Consider the following 20,545-nt stretch of genomic DNA (forward strand, 5'->3'; position numbering starts at 1 on the left):
ACGGGCCAATACGGCTACAGAAATTGGGAGGTGAGACCATGCCGTTCTCGAAGCCGACCAATGGTTTCCGGCTGCATTACCTGCGCGCCGGACAGGGCCAGCCGGTAGTCCTCGTACACGGTAATCCGGGCGACAACAAGGAGTACTCCAAGCTGCTGCCCCTGCTGACACCGTACGCTGACGTGGTCGTCCCCGACCTGAGGGGCTACGGCAAGTCGGACAAGCACCTGAAGGACGTGGGCAACGCCTACGCCCTGTCCGGGCAGGTGGACGGCGTCATCGCTCTGATCGACGAACTCGGTATCAGCAACGCGGTCCTGTGCGGATACGACGTGGGCAGCTTCACTGTCCAGACGATCGCGGTGAAGCGACCCGACCTCGCCAAATCTCTGGTAATCGCGCCACCGACGATGGGGGTTGGCCGGCGGATTCTGGAGGAGGAGGCAGTCAACGCCTTCCTCCACGCCATCCTCTACAAGACGACGCTGGTAGAGGATCTCATCGACGGCAAGCCGGACGCCGTCCGCGCTGCGCTGAAGGAGAACCTGCAGAACTGGTCGGCTCCAGGCTCCGAGGTCGTGGAAGAACTGCTGGACCATCTGACCGAGAACCACTCCGCCCCGGGTGCTTTCGTGGCCGGCGCCATGTGGTTCCGCTTCCCGGAGGGGAACCCCATCTCCTATTACGCCAACGAGAAGAAGCCGGATCCCGCTGACAGGTTCTCTAAGCCCATCACCATCCTCTGGCCGGACAAGGACCCGCTCTTTCCGCAGGAATGGAGCGACAACCTTTCCGACTTCTACAGCGACTACGAACTCCAATTCATGGAGAACGTCGGGCACTTCAGCCCGCTGGAAGCGCCCGACGTCTGGGCCGAGCATGTCCTGGAGCACGTGCGCGAGGCCTAGCAAAAGCCAGCCCGTCATCGGTTCGACGATGCGAACTCGGAACCGGCTTGATGCCGCGCCGATCACCCATAGGTGCGGGCGCGAGCGGTAGCTGCCCGCACCGGACCTGGTACACCTAGGACGGAGCCATCTCCACGTCTCGACACTGGGAAGCGTGCTGAGTTCTGGCTGCTGCTTCCGGCCGTCACCGCCACGGGGTGCCGCGTATCGCTTACGTGGTCGTTGCGCGAGCGCGGCCTGGCCGTCCCCGGCATCCGGCGCAGGCCGCGGCTGCGGGCCACGGCGGCACTGGCCAGGTTGCTTCGGCGATGCGGGGCAGCAGCCGGCGAGTGTCCGCCATCCGGCGGGATGAGACCGGGCGACGGTATGAAACCGCCCGGCGCGTACGGCCCGGCCGCACCGGCGGGGGACCGGGCGGGTCACCCGATGGAACCCTTGGCGATGGCCCGGCCGATGACGAGGCGCTGGATCTGGTTGGTGCCCTCGACGATCTGGAGGACCTTGGCCTCCCGCATGTGGCGCTCGACCGGGAAGTCCTCCACGTAGCCGTAGCCGCCGAGCACCTGCACCGCGTCGGTGGTCACCCTCATGCACATGTCGGTGGCGAAGAGCTTGGCCATCGCCGCCTGCGTGCCGTACGGCCGGCCGGCGTCGCGCAGTCTCGCCGCCTCCAGGTAGAGCGCCCGCGCGGCGGCGATCGAGGTCGCCATGTCCGCGAGCATGAAGGCGAGCCCCTGGAATTCCGTCAGCGGTGAGCCGAACTGCCGCCGTTCACGGGCATAGGCGGACGCGGCGTCGAAGGCCGCCTGGGCGACGCCGACGGCGCACGCGGCGATGCCGAGCCGCCCGCCGTCGAGGGCGGCCATCGCGATCCGGAAACCCTCGCCCGGGGAGCCGACGAGCGCGTCAGGCGAGAGCCGTACGCCGTCGAAACGGACCTGCGCGGTCGGGGAGGACCGCATGCCCATCTTCCGCTCCGGCGTGCCGGAGGACAGCCCGTCCACCCCCGCCGGGACATGGAAGCACGAGATGCCACGGGCGCCGTCGCCGGAGGTCCGGGCCATGAGCGTGTAGAAGTCGGCGACGCCGCCGTGGGTGATCCAGGCCTTGACGCCGTCCACGACGTACCCGTCCGCGCCGGGAACCGCGCGGGTCGTCAGCGCCGCCGCGTCGGAACCGGAGTGAGGCTCCGACAGGCAGTAGGCGCCCAGCAGCTCCCCTCCCGTCATGGCGGGCAGCAGCTCGGCGCGCTGCGCGTCACTGCCGTAGGCCGCGACGGGGAAGCACGACAGCGTGTGAACCGAGACGCCGAGCCCGACCGCCAGCCACGCCGCGGCCAGCTCCTCGATCACCTGCAGGTAGACCTCGTACGGCTGGGCGGCCCCGCCGTACTCCTCGGGATAGGGAAGCCCGAGCAGGCCCGACGCGCCGAGCAGCGAGAACACGTCACGGGGGAACCGGCTCGCCGCCTCGTCGGCCGCAGCGCGCGGCACGATCTCCTTGGCGGCCAGCTCGCGGACCAGGTCCAAAAGGTCGTGGGCCTCGGGCGTGGGCAGAACTCGGTCGACGCTCATGGCGGTGCACTCCTACCCGGTGAGGTACGGCTTTCAGGATCACGGATCGGGGCGGCCGGAATCGCCGCCGCCCCGATTGTGACATCTCGCCACATGTCCCGCACAGATCCGTCACACGGCGGCGCTACACGATCACCAGGTCGCGCGTCGTGTTGTTCAGCCGCTCGCCGGCCGTCTCGCCGCAGATGACGATGTCCTCGATCCGCGCGCCGTGCCGGCCGGCCAGGTAGATTCCCGGTTCGACCGAGAAGGCGTAGCCCGGCCGCAGCGGCTCGGTGTTGCCGGAGACGATGTACGGCTCCTCGTGGGTCTCCAGGCCGATGCCGTGGCCGGTCCGGTGGATGAAGTAGTCGCCGAAGCCCGCCTCCGCGATCACCTCGCGGGCGGCGGCGTCCACGGACTCACAGGTCACACCCGGCCGCACGTGGGCGCAAGCGGCCTCCTGGGCGCGCTTGAGCACCTCGTAGTAGGCGACGAACTCCGCCGGGGCCTCCCCCACGCAGTAGACCCTTGTGGAGTCGGAGCAGTAGCCGCTCGGCATCGTCCCGCCGATGTCGACGACGACGGGCTCTCCCGGCTGGATCACCCGGTCGGACAGCTCATGGTGGGGGCTCGCGCCGTTCGGCCCCGACCCGACGATCACGAAGTCGACGGTGGCGTGCCCGGCGGCGACGATCGCCTCGGCGATGTCCTTGCCGACCTCCCGCTCCGTCCGCCCGGCCTTCAGGAACGCCGGCACCTGGCTGTGGACGGCGTCGATCGCGGCCCCCGCCTCGGCCAGCGCCGCGGCCTCCGCGGGCGACTTGCGCATGCGCAGCCCGCCCAGCACGCTGCCGGCCAGCACCTGCTCGGCCCCCGGCATCGCGGCGCGGAACCGCAGCGACTGCATCGCCCACATCCGGTCCGCCAGGCCGACCTTCGCGATGGGGCCCAGCCGCCGCGCCACCTCGGCGTACGGATCCTCCGTCTCGTTCCAGGCGACGAACTCGATGCCCAGCCGGGAGGCGGGCGAATGCTCGGCGGCCGCGAGCTCGAGTCGCGGCACGACGAGGAACGGCTCCCCCGAGGCCGGTACGGCCAGGCAGGTCAGGCGCTCCAGCGGCATGGCGTCGTAGCCGGTGACGTAGCGCAGATCGGGGCCGGGGGTCAGCAGCAGGGCGTCGAGTCCGGAGCCGGCGGTCGCCTCGCGGACGTCGGCCAGCCGGGTCACGGGATAAAGGTCAGAGGACGTCGGTGTCACGGGACCCAATCTAGCGAGATACCGCCCTATGACCACACCCAGGTCACGGCCCCGGAGGCTACCCGGTCGCGACGGCCGGCCCGAGCAAGGGCATTGGTCTTTCTCCACCTGGATAGAAGAAAAGCCAACCCGAGTGACATCCACCGCTGCTACGCTCCGCGTTAAGACGCTCACTATGCGTTTAACATATGTCCGGATTCACGGTGTTTTGAGAGCGAGTTACATGGTCGGCGTAGCGGGCGGCCCACAGCCACCCCTCCCCCCCGCGGACGACCGCGAACCGGGCGCCCCGCCCGGCGTCGCATCCGGCGTCAGGTCAGGTGCCATATCCGGCGCCATATCGGGTGCCGTGTCCGGCGTCTTGTCCGCCGGCGCCCTTCGCGACCTGCCCGAGGACGGGTCCGCGACGCCGTTCGGGGAGGTCCTGGACGGCACGTCCGGCGGCGGCTCGGCACCGCGCGCGGAGAGCCTGCGGCACCTCCGGGTCCGGCTCGCGCACAACCACGGCTCCCGGCTGCTCGCCCACGCTCAGCGGCTGGGCAACATGGGCTGGAGCGAGTGGAACCTGAACACCGGCGAGACCGCCTGGTCCGACCACATGTACGTGATCTTCGGCAGGGACGCCGAGCAGGGCCCCATCCGGCTGCACGACCTCCCCAAGCACGCCGAGCCCTCGGACCGGCCCGTGCTCGACAACCTCGTCTCCAGGGTGACCAGGGGCGAGCAGCCGGTCCACGCGGAGTTCCGGATACGCAAAGGCGGGGGCATCCGGAACCTGCGGGCCGTCCTGGAACCCGCGGCCTCGGGGGTCCACGGGATCATCCAGGACATCACGGGACGGCGCCAGGCCGAGCAGATCATGTCAGAATCCAAGCGGCAACTGCTCGAGGTGCGCGAGCAGGCCGCGGAGGAGCGCCACATCACGCTGGCGCTCCGCGACGCGATCCTGCCCGAGCCTGGCGCCTCTTTGGCCCTCCCGTACGCGCGGATCGCGGTCCGCTACGTGCCCGCCGAGAAGGCGGCCAGCCTCGGCGGCGACTGGTACGAGGCGGCCCGGCTCCCCGACGGCCGGATGTTCCTCGCCGTCGGAGACGTGTCGGGTCACGGGCTGCCCGCCATCGCGGAGATGGCGCAACTCCGGCACGCGCTCGTGGGGCTGACCATGACCGGCGCCTCCCCGGACCGGCTGCTGGCCTGGCTCAACGCCCTCGTCCTCAACCGGCTCGACGACACCACCGCCACGGTGGTGTGCGGCTACTTCGACCCGCCCACGCGGCTGTTCACCTGGGCGCAGGCGGGCCACCTGCCGCCCATCCTGGTGCGGCGTGGGATCGCGGGCCAGCTCGCCGCACCCCACGGCGTCGTGCTCGGCGCCACGTCCGGCGTGCCGTACACGGTGGCGGAGACCCGGTTGGAGCCGGGCGACCTGCTGCTGATGTTCAGCGACGGGCTGATCGAGCGGCGGTCACGCGACATCGGCGACGGCCTCGCCCTCACCCTGCAGGCCGCCGGAGCCGCCGCCGCGCACCACCAGGACGATCCGGTCACAGATCCCGGCACCAGCCTCGACGCCAGCCTCGACGCCGGTCTGGACGCCCGTCTGGACGCCCGTCTGGACGCCGGCCTCGACCGGCTGATCGAAGCGATCGGCGGCCCCAACCCGGAGGACGACACCTGCCTCCTGGCCGTCAGCGTCCTCGGCGGCGACCGGAATCCCGGAGCCGAGAGGTAAGGGGAGCACGAACCGGCGCGCGGGGCGGGGCGGCAGGCGCGACAATGGACGGGTGCTGCTGCTACTCGACACACCGTCGCTCTACTTCCGCGCGTTCTACGGGATCCCGGAGTCGATCACCGCGCCGGACGGCACGCCGGTCAACGCCGTCCGCGGGCTCATCGACATGATCGCCACCCTGGTCCGCGATCACTCCCCCACCGAGCTCGTGGCCTGCATGGACGCCGACTGGCGGCCGGCCTTCCGGGTCGCCGCCATCCCGACGTACAAGACGCACCGGGTGGCGAGCGGCAACGAGGAGGAGGTCCCCGACACGCTGGCACCCCAGGTCCCCGTCATCGAGGAGGTCCTCGCCGCCCTCGGCATCGCCAGCTTCGGGGTCCCCGGTTACGAGGCGGACGACGTCATCGGCACGCTGGCGACCCAGGCGACCGGCGCGGTGGACATCGTCACCGGTGACCGGGATCTGTTCCAGCTCGTCGATGACGCGAAACCCTGCCGCGCCCTTTACACAGTAAGGGGCATTCGTAACCTTCAGCTGGTCGATGAGGCTTTCGTCACGGCCAAGTACGGCATTCCCGGCCGGGCGTACGCCGACTTCGCCACCCTGCGCGGCGACCCGAGCGACGGCCTGCCAGGCGTCCCCGGCATCGGCGAGAAGACCGCGGCGGCGCTGATCACCCGGTTCGGCTCGCTTCCCGCGCTGCTTGCCGCGCTCGACAGCGGCACGGCCGACGGCTTCCCCGCCGGGGCGCGCACCAAGCTGGCGGCGGCCCGCGACTACCTCGCGGTGGCGCCGGCGGTGGTCAAGGTGGCCCACGACGCGCCGGTCCCCGACATCGACCTCACCTGCCCGGCCAAGCCCCGCGACCCCGAGCGCCTGGTCGCCCTCGCCGACCGGTACGGCCTGGACAGCCCGCTGAACCGCCTGCTCGCCGTGCTCGCCGACCGGTGACCATGCCGCAGTGACCATGCCGCAGTGACCACGGGCCGCTGACCGCACCCCGGTGGGCGAGGCTCACCACGGCCCTGTGACCCGCACCGGTGGCCACGCGGGGGGGCCGGTCGCGGCCGGAACCCGGCGAGGCGAGCGTGCCGGATGCGAGTGGATCGTCCGCGCGGGAGTAGTTTGAGCGCGTGCCGCACACAACGATCCGCCTCGCGGGCCAGCGCAGGAACACGCTCACGAACGGGCCCGCGAACGAGCCCGGCGAGCAGCCCGAGGACGGGACCGGAACCGGGACCACGGGCAGCCGCGCGGATGGGCTTCTCGACGGCTTCGCCCGCATCCGCCGCGACTTCGACCTGCCGGGCGGGTTCCCGGCCTCCGTGCTGGAGGAGGCCGGGCAGGCGGCCGGCGCTGCGCTCACCCCGGGCGAGGACCGCACCGAGCTGCCGTTCGTCACCATCGACCCACCCGGCTCCATGGACCTGGACCAGGCGCTCTGCATCGAGAAGCGGCCCGACGGCTACCGCGTCTGGTATGCCATCGCCGACGTCGCCGCGTTCGTACGGCCCGGCGGAGCGGTCGATCTGGAGGCCAGGACTCGCGGTGAGACCGTGTACCTGCCGGACTCCCGGGTCCCGCTGCACCCGACGGTGCTCTCGGAGGGGGCGGCCAGCCTCCTCCCTGGGCAGACCCGCCCTGCGGCGCTGTGGTGCGTCGATCTCGATTCCGACGGCGAGACCGTGGGGGTCGACCTGCGCCGGGCCATGGTCCGCAGCCGCGACCGGCTCGACTATGAGACCGTGCAGGCCGCCGTGGACACCGGCACCGCCGAGGGGACGCTCAAGCTGCTCGCCGAGGTCGGGCCGCTGCTGCTGGCGCTGGAGCGGGCCCGGGGCGGGGTGACCCTGCCGACGCCCGAGCAGGAGGTGGTCCCGGACGGCGACGGCTACGTGGTGGAGTTCCGCGCGTCGCTGCCCTGCGAGGCCTGGAACGCGCAGATCTCCCTGCTCACCGGCATGTCGGCGGCGCAGCTCATGCTCGACGCGGGCGTGGGGGTGCTGCGGATCCTGCCGGAGGCCGGGCCGCAGGACCTCGCGAAGGTCCGCAGGGTGGCCGCCGCACTGGGCGTGCCATGGCCCGACGGGGCGTCCTACGGCGAAGTCGTCCACGGGCTAGACCCCAAGATCCCCGGCCACGCGGCCTTCCTGCACGAGTCCACGATCCTGCTGCGGGGCGCGGCCTACGCCTCGTTCAACGGCTCTCCGCCGGCGCATGCCGCGCACGCCGCCGTGGCCGCGCCGTACGCGCACGTGACGGCGCCGCTGCGACGGCTGGTCGACCGGTACGCCACCGAGGTCTGCCTGGCGGTCGCGGCGGGCGAGCCGGTTCCCGAGCGGGTCGAGGAGGCGCTGGTCGTGCTGCCCGAGCAGATGGCGGTGTCCGGCAGGCGGGCGGCCGGCGTCGAGCGGGCCTGCGTGGACCTGGTCGAGGCGGCCGTCCTGCGGCACCGGGTGGGCGACCTGTTCGACGCAGTCGTCATCGACGTCGACGAGGGCAAGCCCGGCGGGCAGGTCCAGGTCACCGAGCCCGCGGTGATCGCCCGCTGCGACGGGGACCGTCTGCCGCTCGGGGAGCGGGTCCGGGTGCGGCTCACACGTGCCGAGCCCGGGACTCGCGAGGTCCGGTTCACCCTGGCCTGACGGAGACCCAGACCGGACCAGCCGAGCGCCAGGTGGCGGCGGGGGGCGGCGGGGGGCGGCGGGGGGCGCGGCACCGCGACGCGGACATGCCCGGTGTCACACCCAGATGGCGCACTCGACACCGTCGCTGAACGTCTCGGGCGGGTCCGGCAGGCGGCGGGCCCGGCCGTCGGCGACGCGCAGGGCGGTCCAGGCGGCGACGGCCGCGTCGAGGACGTCGTCGACGGCGGCCATCTCCCCGGCGGGCCCGACGTCGGCGGGCACCACGATCCCCGCGCCGGCGAGCAGGTCGCCTCGGCTGCGCGCGCCGGCCCACGTGGACTTGCGGGACGTGAGCGGCGCGCCCGCCAGCTCGGCGAAGCAGACCTCGGGATGGACCTCCACGACGCGGCGCGTCGTCCGGCGGACCCAGTGATCGACCTGTAGCAGCTTCTCCTTGAGCGCGAACGCCTGGCGGGAGATCCCTTCCCCGGCGAGCCGCCGGTTGGCCTCCACCGCCGATACATGGTCGTCCGCCTCCAGCGCGGCGCGGACCGGGGTCATGAACACCGAGGGCCACCGCCGGCCCACGGCCTGCCGGGCGAGCACGTCAGCCCGCCGCCGTCCCCGGTCGGGCAGGCCGATCGGCATGTCGACGGCCACGACACCCACTGCGCCGTCCTCGTCCGCGTCGGCGACCAGCTCGCCGATCCGGGTCCCGAAGTAGGCGCTCGGGTCGCCGTCCCCGAGCGCGATGCCGATCCATCCCGCCTTGCACGCGTCGATCCCCAGCACCCGGCCCATGAGTCCATCGTCCGCCCCCATCGTGCGCCTGAGAGGAGCGCGATTGGTCAGGTGCCGGGCGAATCCCGTAACGTGGCCTGCCCGAACGTGATCATCATGGTCACCGATCCGCGAACTCGATGGGGAGGCCGATTGTGCCCGCGACTCGGAGGCGATTGGTCCAGTTCGCCGTGGCGGGGGTGGCCCTCGCCGTCGTCTGCGTGGGGGCGATCTCCCCGCAGTATCGGCAGCCCCTTCCGACCTCGCCGTCAGACCTGATCACCTTGCGGCCGGACGGCACAGTCGTGATGGCGCAGGCGGGCCTGACGAAACCTCTTCTGGAGGTGTTCGAGGATTACCAGTGCCCGTACTGCCAGGAGTTCGAACGGATCAACGGCCGCACGGTCAGGGACGCCGCGATGCGGGGAGAGATCGCCGTGATCATCTACCCGTTCACGATCTTCGGCGACGACAAGCCCGTCACCCGCGCCAATTCACATCGCGCGTTGATGGCCTCCCTGTGCGTGACCGACCCGGGGAAGTGGCTGGCCTACCACGACGAGCTGTACGCCCACCAGCCCGACGAGCTGGCTGAGGGCGGGTTCCCCATCGAGGACCTGGTGGGATACGCCCGGAAGGTCGGGCTCCGGGAGGACGACTTCACCGCGTGCCTGAAGTCACCGGAGACCTCGGAACGGGCCGACCAGGTGTCGAGGTCGGCCCGTTCCCACGGCGTCGAAGGCACGCCCACCGTGCGGCTGGACGGCAGGGACATCGACTGGAGCACGCCGTGGGCCGATGACCGGCAGCAGACGGTATGACGCTGCCGGACCGGTCGGGGCTCTAGGCCACCGAGGAGTACGCGACGACGCCCCGCCGCATGGCGTCGATGGCCTTGGTCGCGGTCTCGCGGACCTTGCTGCCCTTGGGCGCGGCGTCCTTGAGCTGGCCGAGCAGGTCGAGCAGCTGCTTGACCCAGCGGACGAAGTCACCCGCCGCCAGGTCGCCGTCCGTGAGCACCGCGTCGAGGCTGTGCCCCTTGGCCCACCGGAAGGCCCCCCACGCGAAGCCGAGGTCGGGCTCCCTGATGAACGACAGCCCGTGGTCCTGCTCGATGCCCTCCAGCTCGCCCCACAGGCGGACCATCGAGGCGAGGGCCTCCTTGGCCGCGCCCGCCGGGATCTTCGGGCTGCGCGCGTCGTCCGACTGGCGCGACTCGTACACCAGCGACGACACGCACGCGGCCAGCTCGGCGGGGTCGAGCCTCTCCCATATTCCGGCGCGCAGGCACTCCGCGGTGAGCAGGTCGAGCTCGGTGTAGAGCTGGGCGAGCCGGCGGCCCTCCTCGGTGACGGTCTCGCCTTCCAGGTAGCCGAGCTGGTCGAGCACGCCGCACACCTTGTCGAAGGTGCGGGCGATCACGTGCGAGCGGCCCTCCACCCGGCGGCGCAGCGACTCGGTCTCCCTGAGCAGCTTGTGGTAGCGCTCGGCCCAGCGGGCGTGGTCCTCGCGCTCGTCGCAGCCGTGGCAGGGATGCCTGCGCAGCTCCCGCCGCAGGTGGTTGATCTCCTCGTCCTCGGTCGCGTGGTCGCGGGCCCTCGCGGGCTTGCCGAGGTCGCGGTCGCCCAGCTTGGCGTGCATCGTGGCGACGAGGTTGGCCCGCTCCTTCGGCGACCGGGCGTTGAAGTTCTTCGGGATCCTGATCTTGTCGACGGGCTCGACCGGCACCGGGAAGTCGGCGGGCGATAACCGCTTGACCTGCTTGCCCACTGTCAGCACCAACGGGGAGGGCCCCTCGCCGCGGACGTTCATCCCCGGGTCCAGCACGACGGCCAGGCCCGCCCGCCGCCCGCCGGGCACCCGGATGACGTCGCCGGGCTTCAGAACCTCCAGGGACTGTACGGCCTGCGCCCGGCGGGCCGCCCCGCGCTGACGGGACAGCTCGGCCTCGCGGTCGGACAGCCGCCTGCGCATCGCGGCGTACTCCTGGAAGTCGCCAAGGTGGCAGGTCATGGCCTCGGCGTAGCCCTCCAGGGCGTGCTCGGCCTTGCGGAGCTGCCGTGCCAGGCCCACGACCGCCCGGTCGGCCTGGAACTGGGCGAAGGAGTCCTCCAGGAGGGTCCTCGCCCGCTCGCGGCCGACCTGCCCGACGAGGTTGACCGCCATGTTGTACGACGGCTGGAAGCTGGAGCGCAGGGGGTAGGTCCGGGTGCTCGCGAGCCCGGCGACGCTCAGCGGGTCCATGCCGGGCTGCCAGACGACGACCGCGTGGCCCTCGACATCGATGCCGCGCCGCCCGGCCCGGCCGGTGAGCTGGGTGTACTCCCCCGGCGTCAGGTCGGCGTGGGTCTCGCCGTTCCACTTGTCGAGCTTCTCGATCACGACGGACCTGGCGGGCATGTTGATCCCGAGCGCGAGTGTCTCGGTCGCGAACACCGCCTTGACCAGCCCCTTGGTGAACAGCTCCTCGACGACCTCCTTGAAGGCGGGGAGCATGCCGGCGTGGTGGGCGGCGAGGCCGCGCTCCAGGCAGTCGCGCCACTCCAGGTAGCCGAGGACGGCCAGGTCCTCGTCTGGGAGGTGCGCGGTCCGCTCGTCGACGATCTGGCGGATCTCGTGCCGCTCGTTCTCGTTGGTGAGCCGCAATCCGGCGTACAGGCACTGCATGACCGCGGCGTCGCAGCCCGCCCGCGAGAAGATGAAGGTGATCGCGGGGAGCAGCCCCTCGGCGTCGAGCTTCTCGATCACGTCGGCCCGGGCGGGGCCGTTGACGCGGCCGGGCCTGGAGTAGCCGCGCTTGCCGCGGGTCTGCGCCAGCCGCGCCTCGTCGCGGGAGATGCGCATCAGCGACGGGTTGATCCGCAGGGCGTCGTCGCCCTCGTTGACGAACAGGTCGTACAGCCGGTGCCCGACGAGCATGTGCTGCCACAGCGGGACCGGGCGGTGCTCATCCACGATCACCGTGGTGTCGCCCCTGACCTCGCCGAGCCACTCGCCGAACTCCTCGGCGTTGCTGACCGTCGCCGACAGCGCCACCACCCGGACCGATTCGGGCAGGTGGATGATCACCTCTTCCCAGACCGCGCCGCGGAACCGGTCGGCGAGGTAGTGCACCTCGTCCATGACGACGTAGCCCAGCCCGGAGAGCGTGCCCGACCCGGCGTAGAGCATGTTGCGGAGGACCTCGGTCGTCATGACGACGATCGGGGCCTCGCCGTTGACGCTGTTGTCCCCGGTCAGCAGGCCCACCTTGGCCGGGCCGTACCTTCTGATCAGGTCGTTGTACTTCTGGTTCGACAGGGCCTTGATCGGCGTCGTGTAGAAGCACTTGCGGCCCTGCTCCAGGGCCAGATGGACGGCGAACTCCCCCACCACGGTCTTGCCCGACCCGGTCGGCGCGGCCACCAGCACGCCGTCACCCGCCTCCAGCGCCTGGCAGGCGTCGAGCTGGAACTCGTCCAGCTCGAAGTCGTAGAGACCGCGGAACGAGGCGAGAGCGGGTCCGTTTCCGGCTTGCTCCTCACGGAATGCGGCGTAGCGTTCCGCTGGCGTACTCATAGCGCCACCCTACCGATATCCGGATTCCGGGCCGCCCTCCGACATGATCTCGTCAGCGGGAACCCCAGTCGCCGAGCCCCTTCTCCAGCAGGTCGAAGCCGAGGTTCGCGGCGGCGACCGCGTCGGGGTAGACGTCGTCGGCCGGCTCTCCGAGGACCATCCGGAGGCTGTTGGCCACCTGGAGCGCCCGCCACAGGGCCATGATCTGGCCGGCGACGACCCGCGCCCGCAGGTCCTGCCGGCCCGGCTCGCTCCGGAACGCCGCCAGGTCGCCGGCCGTCACCGGCGCGCGAATGTCGTGCGGGCCGGCCTCCCGCCCCATGAGGGCCGCCGCCAGCAACTGCTCGGAGCGAAGCTGCACCATGAACACCCGGGCGAGCAGCGACGGCGTCTCCTTCACCAGATTGATCACCTGGAGCAGCTCCGGGTTCTCGTTGAGCCCGGTCTCGGGGGCGCGCGCCGCGAGCCGTTCCAGAAACACCCGCCGGAAGGCCGCCACGACCGGCTCCCCCGGCGGCCGGGAGGACGCGATCTCGGCCGGATCGCCGAGGTGCTCCTCCATCGGGCCCATGACGATGTCCTCCTTGGTGGGGAAGTAGTTGAACACCGTCATCTTCGAGATCCCGGCCCTCGCGGCGATCTCCGCCACCGACACGTCGGCGAAGCCCCGCTCGCGGAAGAGCTCCAGGGCCGCGCCGAAGATCGCCTGCCGTGTCTGGAGCTTCTTACGCTCCCGCAGCCCGAGTGTCTCGCCCACAGCAGGACCATACCAGGTCGATATTTAGACCTTGAATAAGTATTGACCTGATAAAAGTTTTGACTCAGTCTAGGACGCATGACCGACACCCAGAAGAAGCTCGCCGCCGTCGGCTGCCTCCTCACGCTGATCCTCGCGATCCTCGATCAGAACATCGTGTCCACGGCCTCCGTCGCGATCGTCCGGGACCTCGACCCGGCCACCGGCCTCGCCCGGCTGCCATGGCTGATCAGCGTGTACGCGCTGGCCGCCACCGCCGCCCTCCCCCTGTACGGCAAGCTGTGCGACATTCACGGCGCCAAGCGCGTCTACCTCGGCGCGGTGGCGCTGTTCCTGGCCGGCTCCACGCTGTGCGGTCTGGCCCAGGACATGGCCCAGCTGATCGCCTTCCGGGCCGTCCAGGGCCTCGGCGGAGGTGGCCTGATGAGTGTCACGCTCGTCGTCTACGCCCACCTCACCCCCACGGAGAAGCGGGCGAGCGCCGGGGGGATCGGCGGCCTGATGGCCGGGCTCGGCATGGTCGTGGGCCCGCTCATCGGCGGCCTGTTCACCGACCACCTGAGCTGGCGCTGGATCTTCTACGTCAACCTGCCCATCGGCCTGTTCGTCATCTTCACCGGGGCGACCGCGCTGCGTCTGGCCGACGGGGGCCTGCGGCACCGCATCGACTACCCGGGGGCGGCCCTCGTGGCGGCCGCCGCGAGCGTCCTGCTGCTCCTCACGGAGTGGGGCGGCACGAAGTACGCGTGGGACTCGGCGGCCATCCTCACCCTCGCCGCCGCGGGGGCCGTGCTGGTGGCCGCCTTCGTCTGGCGGCAGCTCACCGCCGCCGAGCCGATCCTGCCGCTGGGGCTGTTCCGGAACGCCACGCTGCGCATCGCGCTGCCGCTCCAACTCCTGTCCGGTTTCGGGATGATCGGCTCGATCGTCTACACCGTGGTCTACCTGCAAGTCGTGCGCGGCGTTCCGGCCACCGACTCGGGCCTGTACCTCCTGCCGATGGCCGCCGGGATGACGGTCTCCGGGCTGGTCTCCGGCACGCTCATCGCGCGCGGCCGTCCAGCGAAGACCTTGCTGCTGATCGGCATGGGCCTGGCCACCCTCGCCATGGCGCTGCTGGCCACCCTCGCCGCGGACACCTCCCGTCTGATCCTCGGCCTGGACCTGTTCCTGCTCGGTGCCGGCTTCGGCATGGTGCTCGGCATCGTGATCATGATGGCGCAGAACGCGGTGCCGGTCTCCCAGCTCGGGGTGGCCACGACCTCGATCCGCTTCGCCCAGACGCTCGGGTCCGCCTTCGGCACGGCGGTGTTCGGTGTGGTCCTCACCCGGGTGGTGTCGGCCAAGCTGGGCGGCGGCTCCATCGGCGTGGGGGCGCTCAGGTCCCTTCCCGAGGGCGTCAGGCGCCGCGCCGTCGACGCCCTCGTGTCCGGTATCGACACGGTGTTCCTCGCGGCCGCGGGCGTCATGCTCGTGTCGCTGGTTCTCGCCACGCTGTTGAAGGCCGATCGGGAGCAGCCCACGGAAGGGGTGGCGGAGCTGGTCACGTCCGGCTGAGCGCCTTTACAACGTAGATTACGGAGTGAGGACGCGCAGCGCGCCCGGCTCGACGACACAGGTCACCGGGGCCGGGCCGACGCGCTCCCCGTCGGCGTACGCGATGACGCCGTCGGCCTCCAGGGTCACGCTCCTGGCCCGCCGGACCGTCGCGGCGGGATGGTTGACGTGGCTGCCGCGATAGACCCTCGGGAACGTACGGAGAAACTCGCCCTTGGACATCGCGCCGAGGACGAACACGTCGAGCAGGCCGTCGTCGGGGCTGGCGTCGGGACAGACCCGCATGCCGGCGCCGTAGGACCGGGTGTTGGCCACGGCGACCAGCATCGCCTCCTGTTCGATCACCTCGCCGTCGAGGGTGATCCGGAAGCCGATCGGCGCGTACGAGCGCAGCTCCTCCACGAGCGCGACGACGTATTTCGCCATGCCCGGAGGGCGGGTCATCCCGTTGGCCCGCTCGTTGACCCGGGAGTCGAAGCCGCACGCGAGGACTCCGGCGAACCATTCGTGGGCCCCGGCCCGGGCCGCGTCGATCACGCGAGACCTTCCCTCGGCCACGATGGCCGCGGCGGCGAGGGGGTCTCTGCGGGGAATGCCCAGGGCGTCGGCGATGTCGTTGCCCGTGCCGGCGGGGATGATCCCCAGCGGCACGCCGGTCCCGGCGACGGCCTGCACGGCCAGGTGGACCAAGCCGTCGCCGCCGAAGGCGACCAGCGCGCCGGGCCCCTCCGCGACAGCCGTACAGGCCCGTTCGAGCGCGTCCTGCGCCGAGGTGCCGACGATCACAGACACGGGCCGCCCGCCCTGCTTCAACCGCCGGATGACGGGGTCGAGCAGCCGCAGGGCACGGCCACCACGGGCGGCGGGATTGACCAAGACGACGAGCTCATCGGGCACACCCGGAACCTACCGGCACATATCACCGGCAGGCTAGGCATGCCCGGCGAATCGGTCCCTGGTCAGTCCCTGGTGTCGAACGAGTCGAGCGTGCTTGCCGACGGCCCGTCCAGCTCCTCCTCGATCGCCCGCGCATGCGCCGCGTCCGCAGCCGCCCGCCTCTTGTCGTGGAAGTACATGAAGATCTCGGCGACGAAGAACAGGATGACCATGGGCATGGCGAGCGCCAGCATGGTGAACGGGTCCTGGCTCGGCGTCGCGACCGCCGCGAAGACGAACAGCAGGAAGACGACCGTCCGCTGGTGCTTGGCCACGGTGGAGAACTTCAGCACGCCGATGACGTTGAGGAAGGCCATCAGCAGAGGCATGAGGAACGAGATGCCGAAGATCACTACCATCAGCGTCAGGAACGACACGTAGTCGCCCACGTCCAGCAACGGCACCGTGTTGTCCGGGACGAAGTTGAACAGGATGGCCAGTCCCCGGTCCATCGTCAGGTACGCCAGGGTGGCGCCTGCGGCGAACAGAGGCACGGACATGCCGAGGAAGCCGAGGGTGTAGCGCTTCTCGTTCTGGTAGAGGCCCGGGGTGACGAAGGCCCAGATCTGGTAGATCCAGATGGGCGCGGAGACCACCGCGCCGAATATGAGCGCGACCTGCAGGTTCAGCATGAAACCGTCGAGCACGCCGTGCACGACGAGCTGGCAGCTCTTGTGCGTGGGATCGAGCCGGTACGCCGCGGGGAGCCGGCAGAACGGCTTCACCATGAAGTTCCAGATCGGCGTGAAGAAGATGAATCCGACGGCCGTGCCCAGCACGACAGCCAAGATCATCTTGACGAGGCGGTTTCGCAGCTCACGGATGTGGTCGATGAGCGACATGCGCCCGTCGTCGTCCATGGGAGCCTTCGGGCTCGACCGCTTCAGCAGCGCCATCTAAGTGATCCTGCTCCGGGATGGGGGCTTGTGCGACCCCTGACGGGTCAGCTGGGCCTCTGCTCGTTCTGCGCCTGAGACAGCGGCACACCGTTGACGGTCGGCTCGGCCGTGGCCTTGAGCCGCCGGTTCTCCTCCTCCAGGGCGCGCAGCCGGTCCTCGACGGACGACGCCGCGGTCACCTGTGGCGGGGGGACGGACTCGGCCTGCGCCTTGACGACGGTCGCCTCCTCGTCCTCCTCGCGCAGCTTGGAGGTTTCCCTCTTGAACAGGCGAAGGGACTGCCCCAGAGCCTTGGCGGTGTCCGGCAGCTTCTTGGCGCCGAAGAGCAGTACGACGATCAGGCCGATGATGATCAGCTCAGTGGGGCCCAAGTTGCCCATAATGCATCCTTACCACGCAGTGGAGTACCTCAGTGCCGATCGTACGCGCACTTGGAGGCAGTGTTACCCATCACGGTCTCGGAACGCCCCAATCCTCACAGGATGTTCATCACCTGTCTGATTCAGGCGCTTCCGGGTTCTGTCGACCTCCTGGCCGAGATCCCGTGCGGCGGCGAACACCCGGGCCGTCAGGACCGCCAGAACGGCGAGCCCGGCGACGGCCAGGCCGACGGCCGCGAAGATCCACGTCATACCGGCCATGCTAACCCCCGTCCGCGTGGAGCGGACCCGGATCAGGAGACCGGATCACGAGACCGAATCGTAGTTCGCCAGGGCCTCCTTGGCCGTGGCGGCCACCCGGTCGGCCAGCGATGCCGGGGTGAGGACCCGGCCGCTGTCGCCCAGCCGGAGCGCGAGCCGTACGAGCCAGGACTGGTCGCGGGCGCGAAGGGACACCCGCAGGCGGCCCTCGCCCAGCTCGGCGACCTCTTCGCAGGGGTAGTACTCGGCGACCCAGCGGCCCGCCGGGGTGAGCTCCAGCTCGACGAGCTCGTCGCTGTCGGACGGCCGGAACACGCCCTCGGCGACGTCCATCGGCTCGGCCTCGGCCGGAGGGTCGGCGGGCACGTCGAGGACCTCGACCTCCAGGATCCGGTCGAGGCGGAACATCCGCATCGCCTCGGCCCGGTAGCACCAGCCCTCCAGGTAGTGCCGCCCGTCCACGAGCACCACGCGCAGCGGGTCGACCTCGCGCGGGGTGACCTCGTCGCGGCCGGGCACGTAGTAGCGCAGCGACAGCCGCCTCCCCCGGCGGGTGGCGTCTGTGATCACGGCGTGGGCGTCCGGCGCCGCGCCGATCTCCACCTGGACCTGGCTGCTGACCGTCGCCGCCCCGTCGCCCGCGGCCTGCTCCAGCTTGGCGATCACCCTCGCCAGCACGTCGCGGCCCTTGAACTCGGGCAGCTCGTCGAGCATGCGCAGCGCCACGAGCAGCGCGCTCGCCTCGTCCACGCCCAGCTTCAGCGGCCGGGCGATCGCGTCGGCGTTGTCGATCGTGATCTCGCCGCCGTCCCACGACACGTCGATGAGGTCGCCGGGGGTGTGCCCGGGGAGGCCGCACATCCACACGAGCTGGAGGTCGTCGATGAGCTGCTTCTCGGACAGGCCGAACAGCCGCGCCACCTCCGGCACCTCCGCCCCCGGGTGGGACATCAGGTACGGCACGAGCGCGAGGAGCCTCGGCAGCCGGTCGGATCTCATCGGGCGGTCCCCTCTCGCGCGGGGCGGTGTGCTCGTCGTGGAGGTCACTGCAGCGCGCCCTTCAGCCGGCGGATGACGGCCTCGCGGGCGTCCGGCGGGTCGATGACCTTGGCGTCGGGCCCGAGGCTGGCGATCCACCCCGCGAGCCGCTCGGGGTCGGCGAACGCGACCTCGGCCTCATCCCACCCGTCGGTCCCGGTCCGCACGGCCTGCGCGGCATGCCGGAGCCCCTGGCAGGAGCCCTGGCGGATCCTGACGAGGGCGGTCCTCTCGCTGGGCAGCTCCTGGAAACCGACCATGGACCGCAGGTCCACGCCCTCCGGCACGGTGACCGTGCCCGGCCGTCCGACGCTGGTCACCGGGCCGGTGATCCTGCTCAGCCGGAAGACCCGGACGTCGTCGCGGTCGCGGTCGTGCCCCACGACATACCACCGGCCGCGGCGGCTCACCACGCCCCACGGCTCGATGACTCGCGTCAGGACCGACTCGCTGCCCGCCGACCGGTAGGGGAAGGTGACCGGCCGCCGGTCGCGGACGGCCTCCCACAGCGCCGGGAAGGCCGGGTCGCGGGTGTCCACCCGCAGCTCCAGGGGGCTCTCGGCGAGGTCGGTCCGCACTCCCCCGGCTTGGAGCTTGAGCAGGGCGCCGCTGGCCGCCTCGGCCAGGCTGGCCCGCTGCCACACCTGGGCGGCCAGGCCGATCACGGCCGCCTCGTCGGGCTCCAGGGTGATCTCGGGCAGCTCGTAGGCCTGCCGTACGATCCGGTAGCCGGGGTCGTCCTCCCACGGGTCCTTGTGCACCTCGATGGGGATGCCGATCTCGCGCAGCTCGTTCTTGTCCCGCTCGAACATGCGCTGGAAGGCCTCGTCGTTGTCCGGGTCGTACCCGGGGACGGCCTGCCGGATCTGCTCGGCGCTCAGCGGCCTGTGGGTCGCGAGCAGGCAGATCACCAGATTGAGCAGCCGCTCGGTCTTCCGCCGCGACATCGGGCCTCCCCTCCAATCGAGAACGCTACCCTTTTCGGCGTGATCAGATGGCGCAAGGGCGAGGTGGCGCGGGTCCGGCGCGAATGGCCGGGCGCGATGGAGCTGGACGTCACCCTCCCGGAGGGCGAGTGCCGAGCACTGGCCTACCCCTCGCTGGTGGGCCGCCCGGAGCCGGGCGACGCCGTGCTGCTCAACACGACCGCGCTCGCCATGGGCCTCGGTACGGGAGGGTACGCCATGGTGGTGGCCGTTCCGGACCGTTTGCCGGAAGATCCGACCGGGCCGGGCCACCTGGTGAAGGCCCGCTACACGCCGCTGCAGGCCACCGTGCTCGGCGCGGACGAGCAGGACTCTCCGCACCACGCGCTGCTGAAGGACGCCGACTCGATAGACGGCATGCCCGTCGTCATCGCCGACCTGCACTCCGCGCTGCCCGCGATCCTCTGCGGCCTCTACGCCTCGGCTCCCGGCGAGCGCCCTCGCGTGGCGTACGTGATGCTCGACGGCGGGGCACTCCCGGCCTGGTTCTCCATGTCGTGCGCCGAACTGCGGGCGCGCGACTGGCTGTGCGGCGTCGTGACGGTCGGCCAGGCCTTCGGCGGGGACGTCGAGGCGGTCACCCTCCACACCGGCCTGCTGGCCGCCAGGCACGTGCTGCGCGCCGACGTCGCGATCGTCACGCAGGGGCCGGGCAACCTCGGCACCGGCACCCGCTGGGGCTTCTCGGGCGTGTCCGCCGGAGAGGCGGTGAACGCCGCGGCCGTGCTGGCCGGGCGGCCGGTCGCCGCGCTCCGGGTCAGCGAGGGCGACAAGCGCGAGCGGCACATCGGGGTCTCACACCACTCGCTCACGGCCTACGGCCGGGTCGCGCTCGCCCCGGCGCAGGTCGTGGTGCCCGAGCTGCCCGGCGCGTTCGGCGCGCTGGTCCGCGAGCAGGCCCGGGCCCTGGCCGTACGGCACGAGCTCGTCGGCGTGCCGGTGGACGGGCTGGTGGAGGCGCTCCGCGAATCGCCCGTGCGGCTGTCCACCATGGGCCGCGGCCTGGACGAGGACCTCGCCTACTTCCTCGCCTCGGCCGCGGCCGGCAGGCACGCGGCCGCGTTGCGAGCCTGAGCGACGATCCCGGCGGACCTTGGTCTCCGGTCAAGGAGGGCCCTACGCGAGGATCGCGGCGGGATCCTGAGCTCCGGTCCCGGCGGGCTCGTAGAAGTCCTTGAAGGTGAATGCTTCGTGGCTCGGGCCCTCGGCCCGCCCTGCGCGACCACGACCTTGCGCCGTGGACCCTCGTGCCCTGGATCCGGTGCCGTGGATCCGGTGCCGTGGATCCGGTGCCGTGGATCCGGTGCC

At 71.2% G+C, this 20,545-nt stretch carries 18 protein-coding genes; 7 read left to right on the forward strand and 11 right to left on the reverse strand.

The window, feature by feature from the left end; genetic code table 11:
* The first annotated feature begins 38 nt into the window (after window positions 1-38).
* The gene (locus N5079_RS29830) at window positions 39-908 is read left to right on the forward strand and encodes an alpha/beta fold hydrolase (protein WP_261587491.1); all 870 of its coding nucleotides are present in this window, start codon (window positions 39-41) and stop codon (window positions 906-908) included.
* Between the two features lie 419 nt (window positions 909-1,327).
* Here N5079_RS29830 and N5079_RS29835 read toward each other — a convergent pair whose 3' ends face one another.
* Window positions 1,328-2,482, reverse strand: a complete 1,155-nt coding sequence (locus N5079_RS29835; protein ID WP_261587492.1) for an acyl-CoA dehydrogenase family protein — start codon at window positions 2,480-2,482, stop codon at window positions 1,328-1,330.
* A 124-nt stretch (window positions 2,483-2,606) separates the two neighbouring features.
* A complete protein-coding gene (locus N5079_RS29840; RefSeq protein ID WP_261587493.1) occupies window positions 2,607-3,722 on the reverse strand; it encodes a M24 family metallopeptidase in 1,116 nt (371 codons plus the stop codon).
* Window positions 3,723-4,071: 349 nt separating this feature from the next.
* Between N5079_RS29840 and N5079_RS29845 the strand changes: the two genes are divergently transcribed.
* The 3 genes from N5079_RS29845 to N5079_RS29855 all read left to right on the forward strand — a co-directional run bounded on the left by N5079_RS29845 (window position 4,072) and on the right by N5079_RS29855 (window position 8,103).
* Entirely contained in the window at window positions 4,072-5,454 is a 1,383-nt protein-coding gene (locus N5079_RS29845) for a PP2C family protein-serine/threonine phosphatase (protein WP_261587494.1), read from the forward strand.
* A gap of 52 nt (window positions 5,455-5,506) precedes the next feature.
* Window positions 5,507-6,409 (forward strand): 5'-3' exonuclease, encoded by a 903-nt coding sequence (locus tag N5079_RS29850; RefSeq protein WP_261587495.1) that lies wholly within the window; start codon window positions 5,507-5,509, stop codon window positions 6,407-6,409.
* A 182-nt stretch (window positions 6,410-6,591) separates the two neighbouring features.
* Window positions 6,592-8,103: an RNB domain-containing ribonuclease gene (locus tag N5079_RS29855; RefSeq protein ID WP_261587496.1), complete on the forward strand. Its 1,512-nt coding sequence runs from the start codon at window positions 6,592-6,594 to the stop codon at window positions 8,101-8,103.
* Window positions 8,104-8,199: 96 nt separating this feature from the next.
* Here the strand turns inward: N5079_RS29855 and N5079_RS29860 are convergent, their stop codons facing one another.
* The gene (locus tag N5079_RS29860; RefSeq protein WP_261587497.1) at window positions 8,200-8,886 is read right to left on the reverse strand and encodes a DUF429 domain-containing protein; all 687 of its coding nucleotides are present in this window, start codon (window positions 8,884-8,886) and stop codon (window positions 8,200-8,202) included.
* 134 nt (window positions 8,887-9,020) lie between these two features.
* Between N5079_RS29860 and N5079_RS29865 the strand changes: the two genes are divergently transcribed.
* Window positions 9,021-9,686, forward strand: coding sequence for a DsbA family protein (locus tag N5079_RS29865; protein ID WP_261587498.1), 666 nt, complete (start codon window positions 9,021-9,023; stop codon window positions 9,684-9,686).
* Window positions 9,687-9,708: 22 nt separating this feature from the next.
* Here N5079_RS29865 and N5079_RS29870 read toward each other — a convergent pair whose 3' ends face one another.
* The gene (locus tag N5079_RS29870) at window positions 9,709-12,423 is read right to left on the reverse strand and encodes a DEAD/DEAH box helicase (protein ID WP_261587499.1); all 2,715 of its coding nucleotides are present in this window, start codon (window positions 12,421-12,423) and stop codon (window positions 9,709-9,711) included.
* 52 nt (window positions 12,424-12,475) lie between these two features.
* On the reverse strand, window positions 12,476-13,180 hold the full coding sequence (locus tag N5079_RS29875) for a TetR/AcrR family transcriptional regulator (RefSeq protein WP_261587500.1): 705 nt from the start codon (window positions 13,178-13,180) through the stop codon (window positions 12,476-12,478).
* A gap of 78 nt (window positions 13,181-13,258) precedes the next feature.
* On the opposite strand from N5079_RS29875, the gene N5079_RS29880 reads away from it, so the two are divergent.
* The gene (locus tag N5079_RS29880; protein WP_261587501.1) at window positions 13,259-14,737 is read left to right on the forward strand and encodes an MFS transporter; all 1,479 of its coding nucleotides are present in this window, start codon (window positions 13,259-13,261) and stop codon (window positions 14,735-14,737) included.
* Between the two features lie 18 nt (window positions 14,738-14,755).
* Here the strand turns inward: N5079_RS29880 and N5079_RS29885 are convergent, their stop codons facing one another.
* The 5 genes from N5079_RS29885 to N5079_RS29905 form a co-directional block, all read right to left on the reverse strand.
* Window positions 14,756-15,634, reverse strand: coding sequence for a diacylglycerol/lipid kinase family protein (locus tag N5079_RS29885; protein ID WP_261587502.1), 879 nt, complete (start codon window positions 15,632-15,634; stop codon window positions 14,756-14,758).
* Window positions 15,635-15,696: 62 nt separating this feature from the next.
* The gene (tatC, locus tag N5079_RS29890; RefSeq protein WP_261587503.1) at window positions 15,697-16,569 is read right to left on the reverse strand and encodes a twin-arginine translocase subunit TatC; all 873 of its coding nucleotides are present in this window, start codon (window positions 16,567-16,569) and stop codon (window positions 15,697-15,699) included.
* A gap of 47 nt (window positions 16,570-16,616) precedes the next feature.
* Window positions 16,617-16,952: a Sec-independent protein translocase subunit TatA gene (gene tatA, locus N5079_RS29895; protein ID WP_261587504.1), complete on the reverse strand. Its 336-nt coding sequence runs from the start codon at window positions 16,950-16,952 to the stop codon at window positions 16,617-16,619.
* 306 nt (window positions 16,953-17,258) lie between these two features.
* On the reverse strand, window positions 17,259-18,212 hold the full coding sequence (locus N5079_RS29900) for a helix-turn-helix transcriptional regulator (RefSeq protein ID WP_261587505.1): 954 nt from the start codon (window positions 18,210-18,212) through the stop codon (window positions 17,259-17,261).
* 44 nt (window positions 18,213-18,256) lie between these two features.
* On the reverse strand, window positions 18,257-19,198 hold the full coding sequence (locus N5079_RS29905; RefSeq protein ID WP_261587506.1) for a helix-turn-helix transcriptional regulator: 942 nt from the start codon (window positions 19,196-19,198) through the stop codon (window positions 18,257-18,259).
* 39 nt (window positions 19,199-19,237) lie between these two features.
* Between N5079_RS29905 and N5079_RS29910 the strand changes: the two genes are divergently transcribed.
* The gene (locus N5079_RS29910; protein ID WP_261587507.1) at window positions 19,238-20,311 is read left to right on the forward strand and encodes a DUF3866 family protein; all 1,074 of its coding nucleotides are present in this window, start codon (window positions 19,238-19,240) and stop codon (window positions 20,309-20,311) included.
* A gap of 42 nt (window positions 20,312-20,353) precedes the next feature.
* Here N5079_RS29910 and N5079_RS29915 read toward each other — a convergent pair.
* Window positions 20,354-20,545 (reverse strand): hypothetical protein (locus tag N5079_RS29915; RefSeq protein ID WP_261587508.1); only part of this gene is annotated, 192 nt, incomplete at its 5' end.

It is taken from the genome of Planotetraspora sp. A-T 1434 (assembly GCF_025420585.1).
GTDB lineage: Bacteria > Actinomycetota > Actinomycetes > Streptosporangiales > Streptosporangiaceae > JAOEGB01.

What these genes read in the sequence shown, in the direction of transcription:
- tatC (WP_261587503.1), bottom strand. Translation starts at nt 16,569, where the DNA reads ATGGCGCTGCTGAAGCGGTCGAGCCCGAAGGCTCCCATGGACGACGAC.
- N5079_RS29835 (WP_261587492.1), bottom strand. Translation starts at nt 2,482, where the DNA reads ATGAGCGTCGACCGAGTTCTGCCCACGCCCGAGGCCCACGACCTTTTG.
- N5079_RS29900 (WP_261587505.1), bottom strand. Translation starts at nt 18,212, where the DNA reads ATGAGATCCGACCGGCTGCCGAGGCTCCTCGCGCTCGTGCCGTACCTG.
- N5079_RS29860 (WP_261587497.1), bottom strand. Translation starts at nt 8,886, where the DNA reads ATGGGCCGGGTGCTGGGGATCGACGCGTGCAAGGCGGGATGGATCGGC.
- tatA (WP_261587504.1), bottom strand. Translation starts at nt 16,952, where the DNA reads ATGGGCAACTTGGGCCCCACTGAGCTGATCATCATCGGCCTGATCGTC.
- N5079_RS29880 (WP_261587501.1), top strand. Translation starts at nt 13,259, where the DNA reads ATGACCGACACCCAGAAGAAGCTCGCCGCCGTCGGCTGCCTCCTCACG.
- N5079_RS29870 (WP_261587499.1), bottom strand. Translation starts at nt 12,423, where the DNA reads ATGAGTACGCCAGCGGAACGCTACGCCGCATTCCGTGAGGAGCAAGCC.
- N5079_RS29905 (WP_261587506.1), bottom strand. Translation starts at nt 19,198, where the DNA reads ATGTCGCGGCGGAAGACCGAGCGGCTGCTCAATCTGGTGATCTGCCTG.
- N5079_RS29830 (WP_261587491.1), top strand. Translation starts at nt 39, where the DNA reads ATGCCGTTCTCGAAGCCGACCAATGGTTTCCGGCTGCATTACCTGCGC.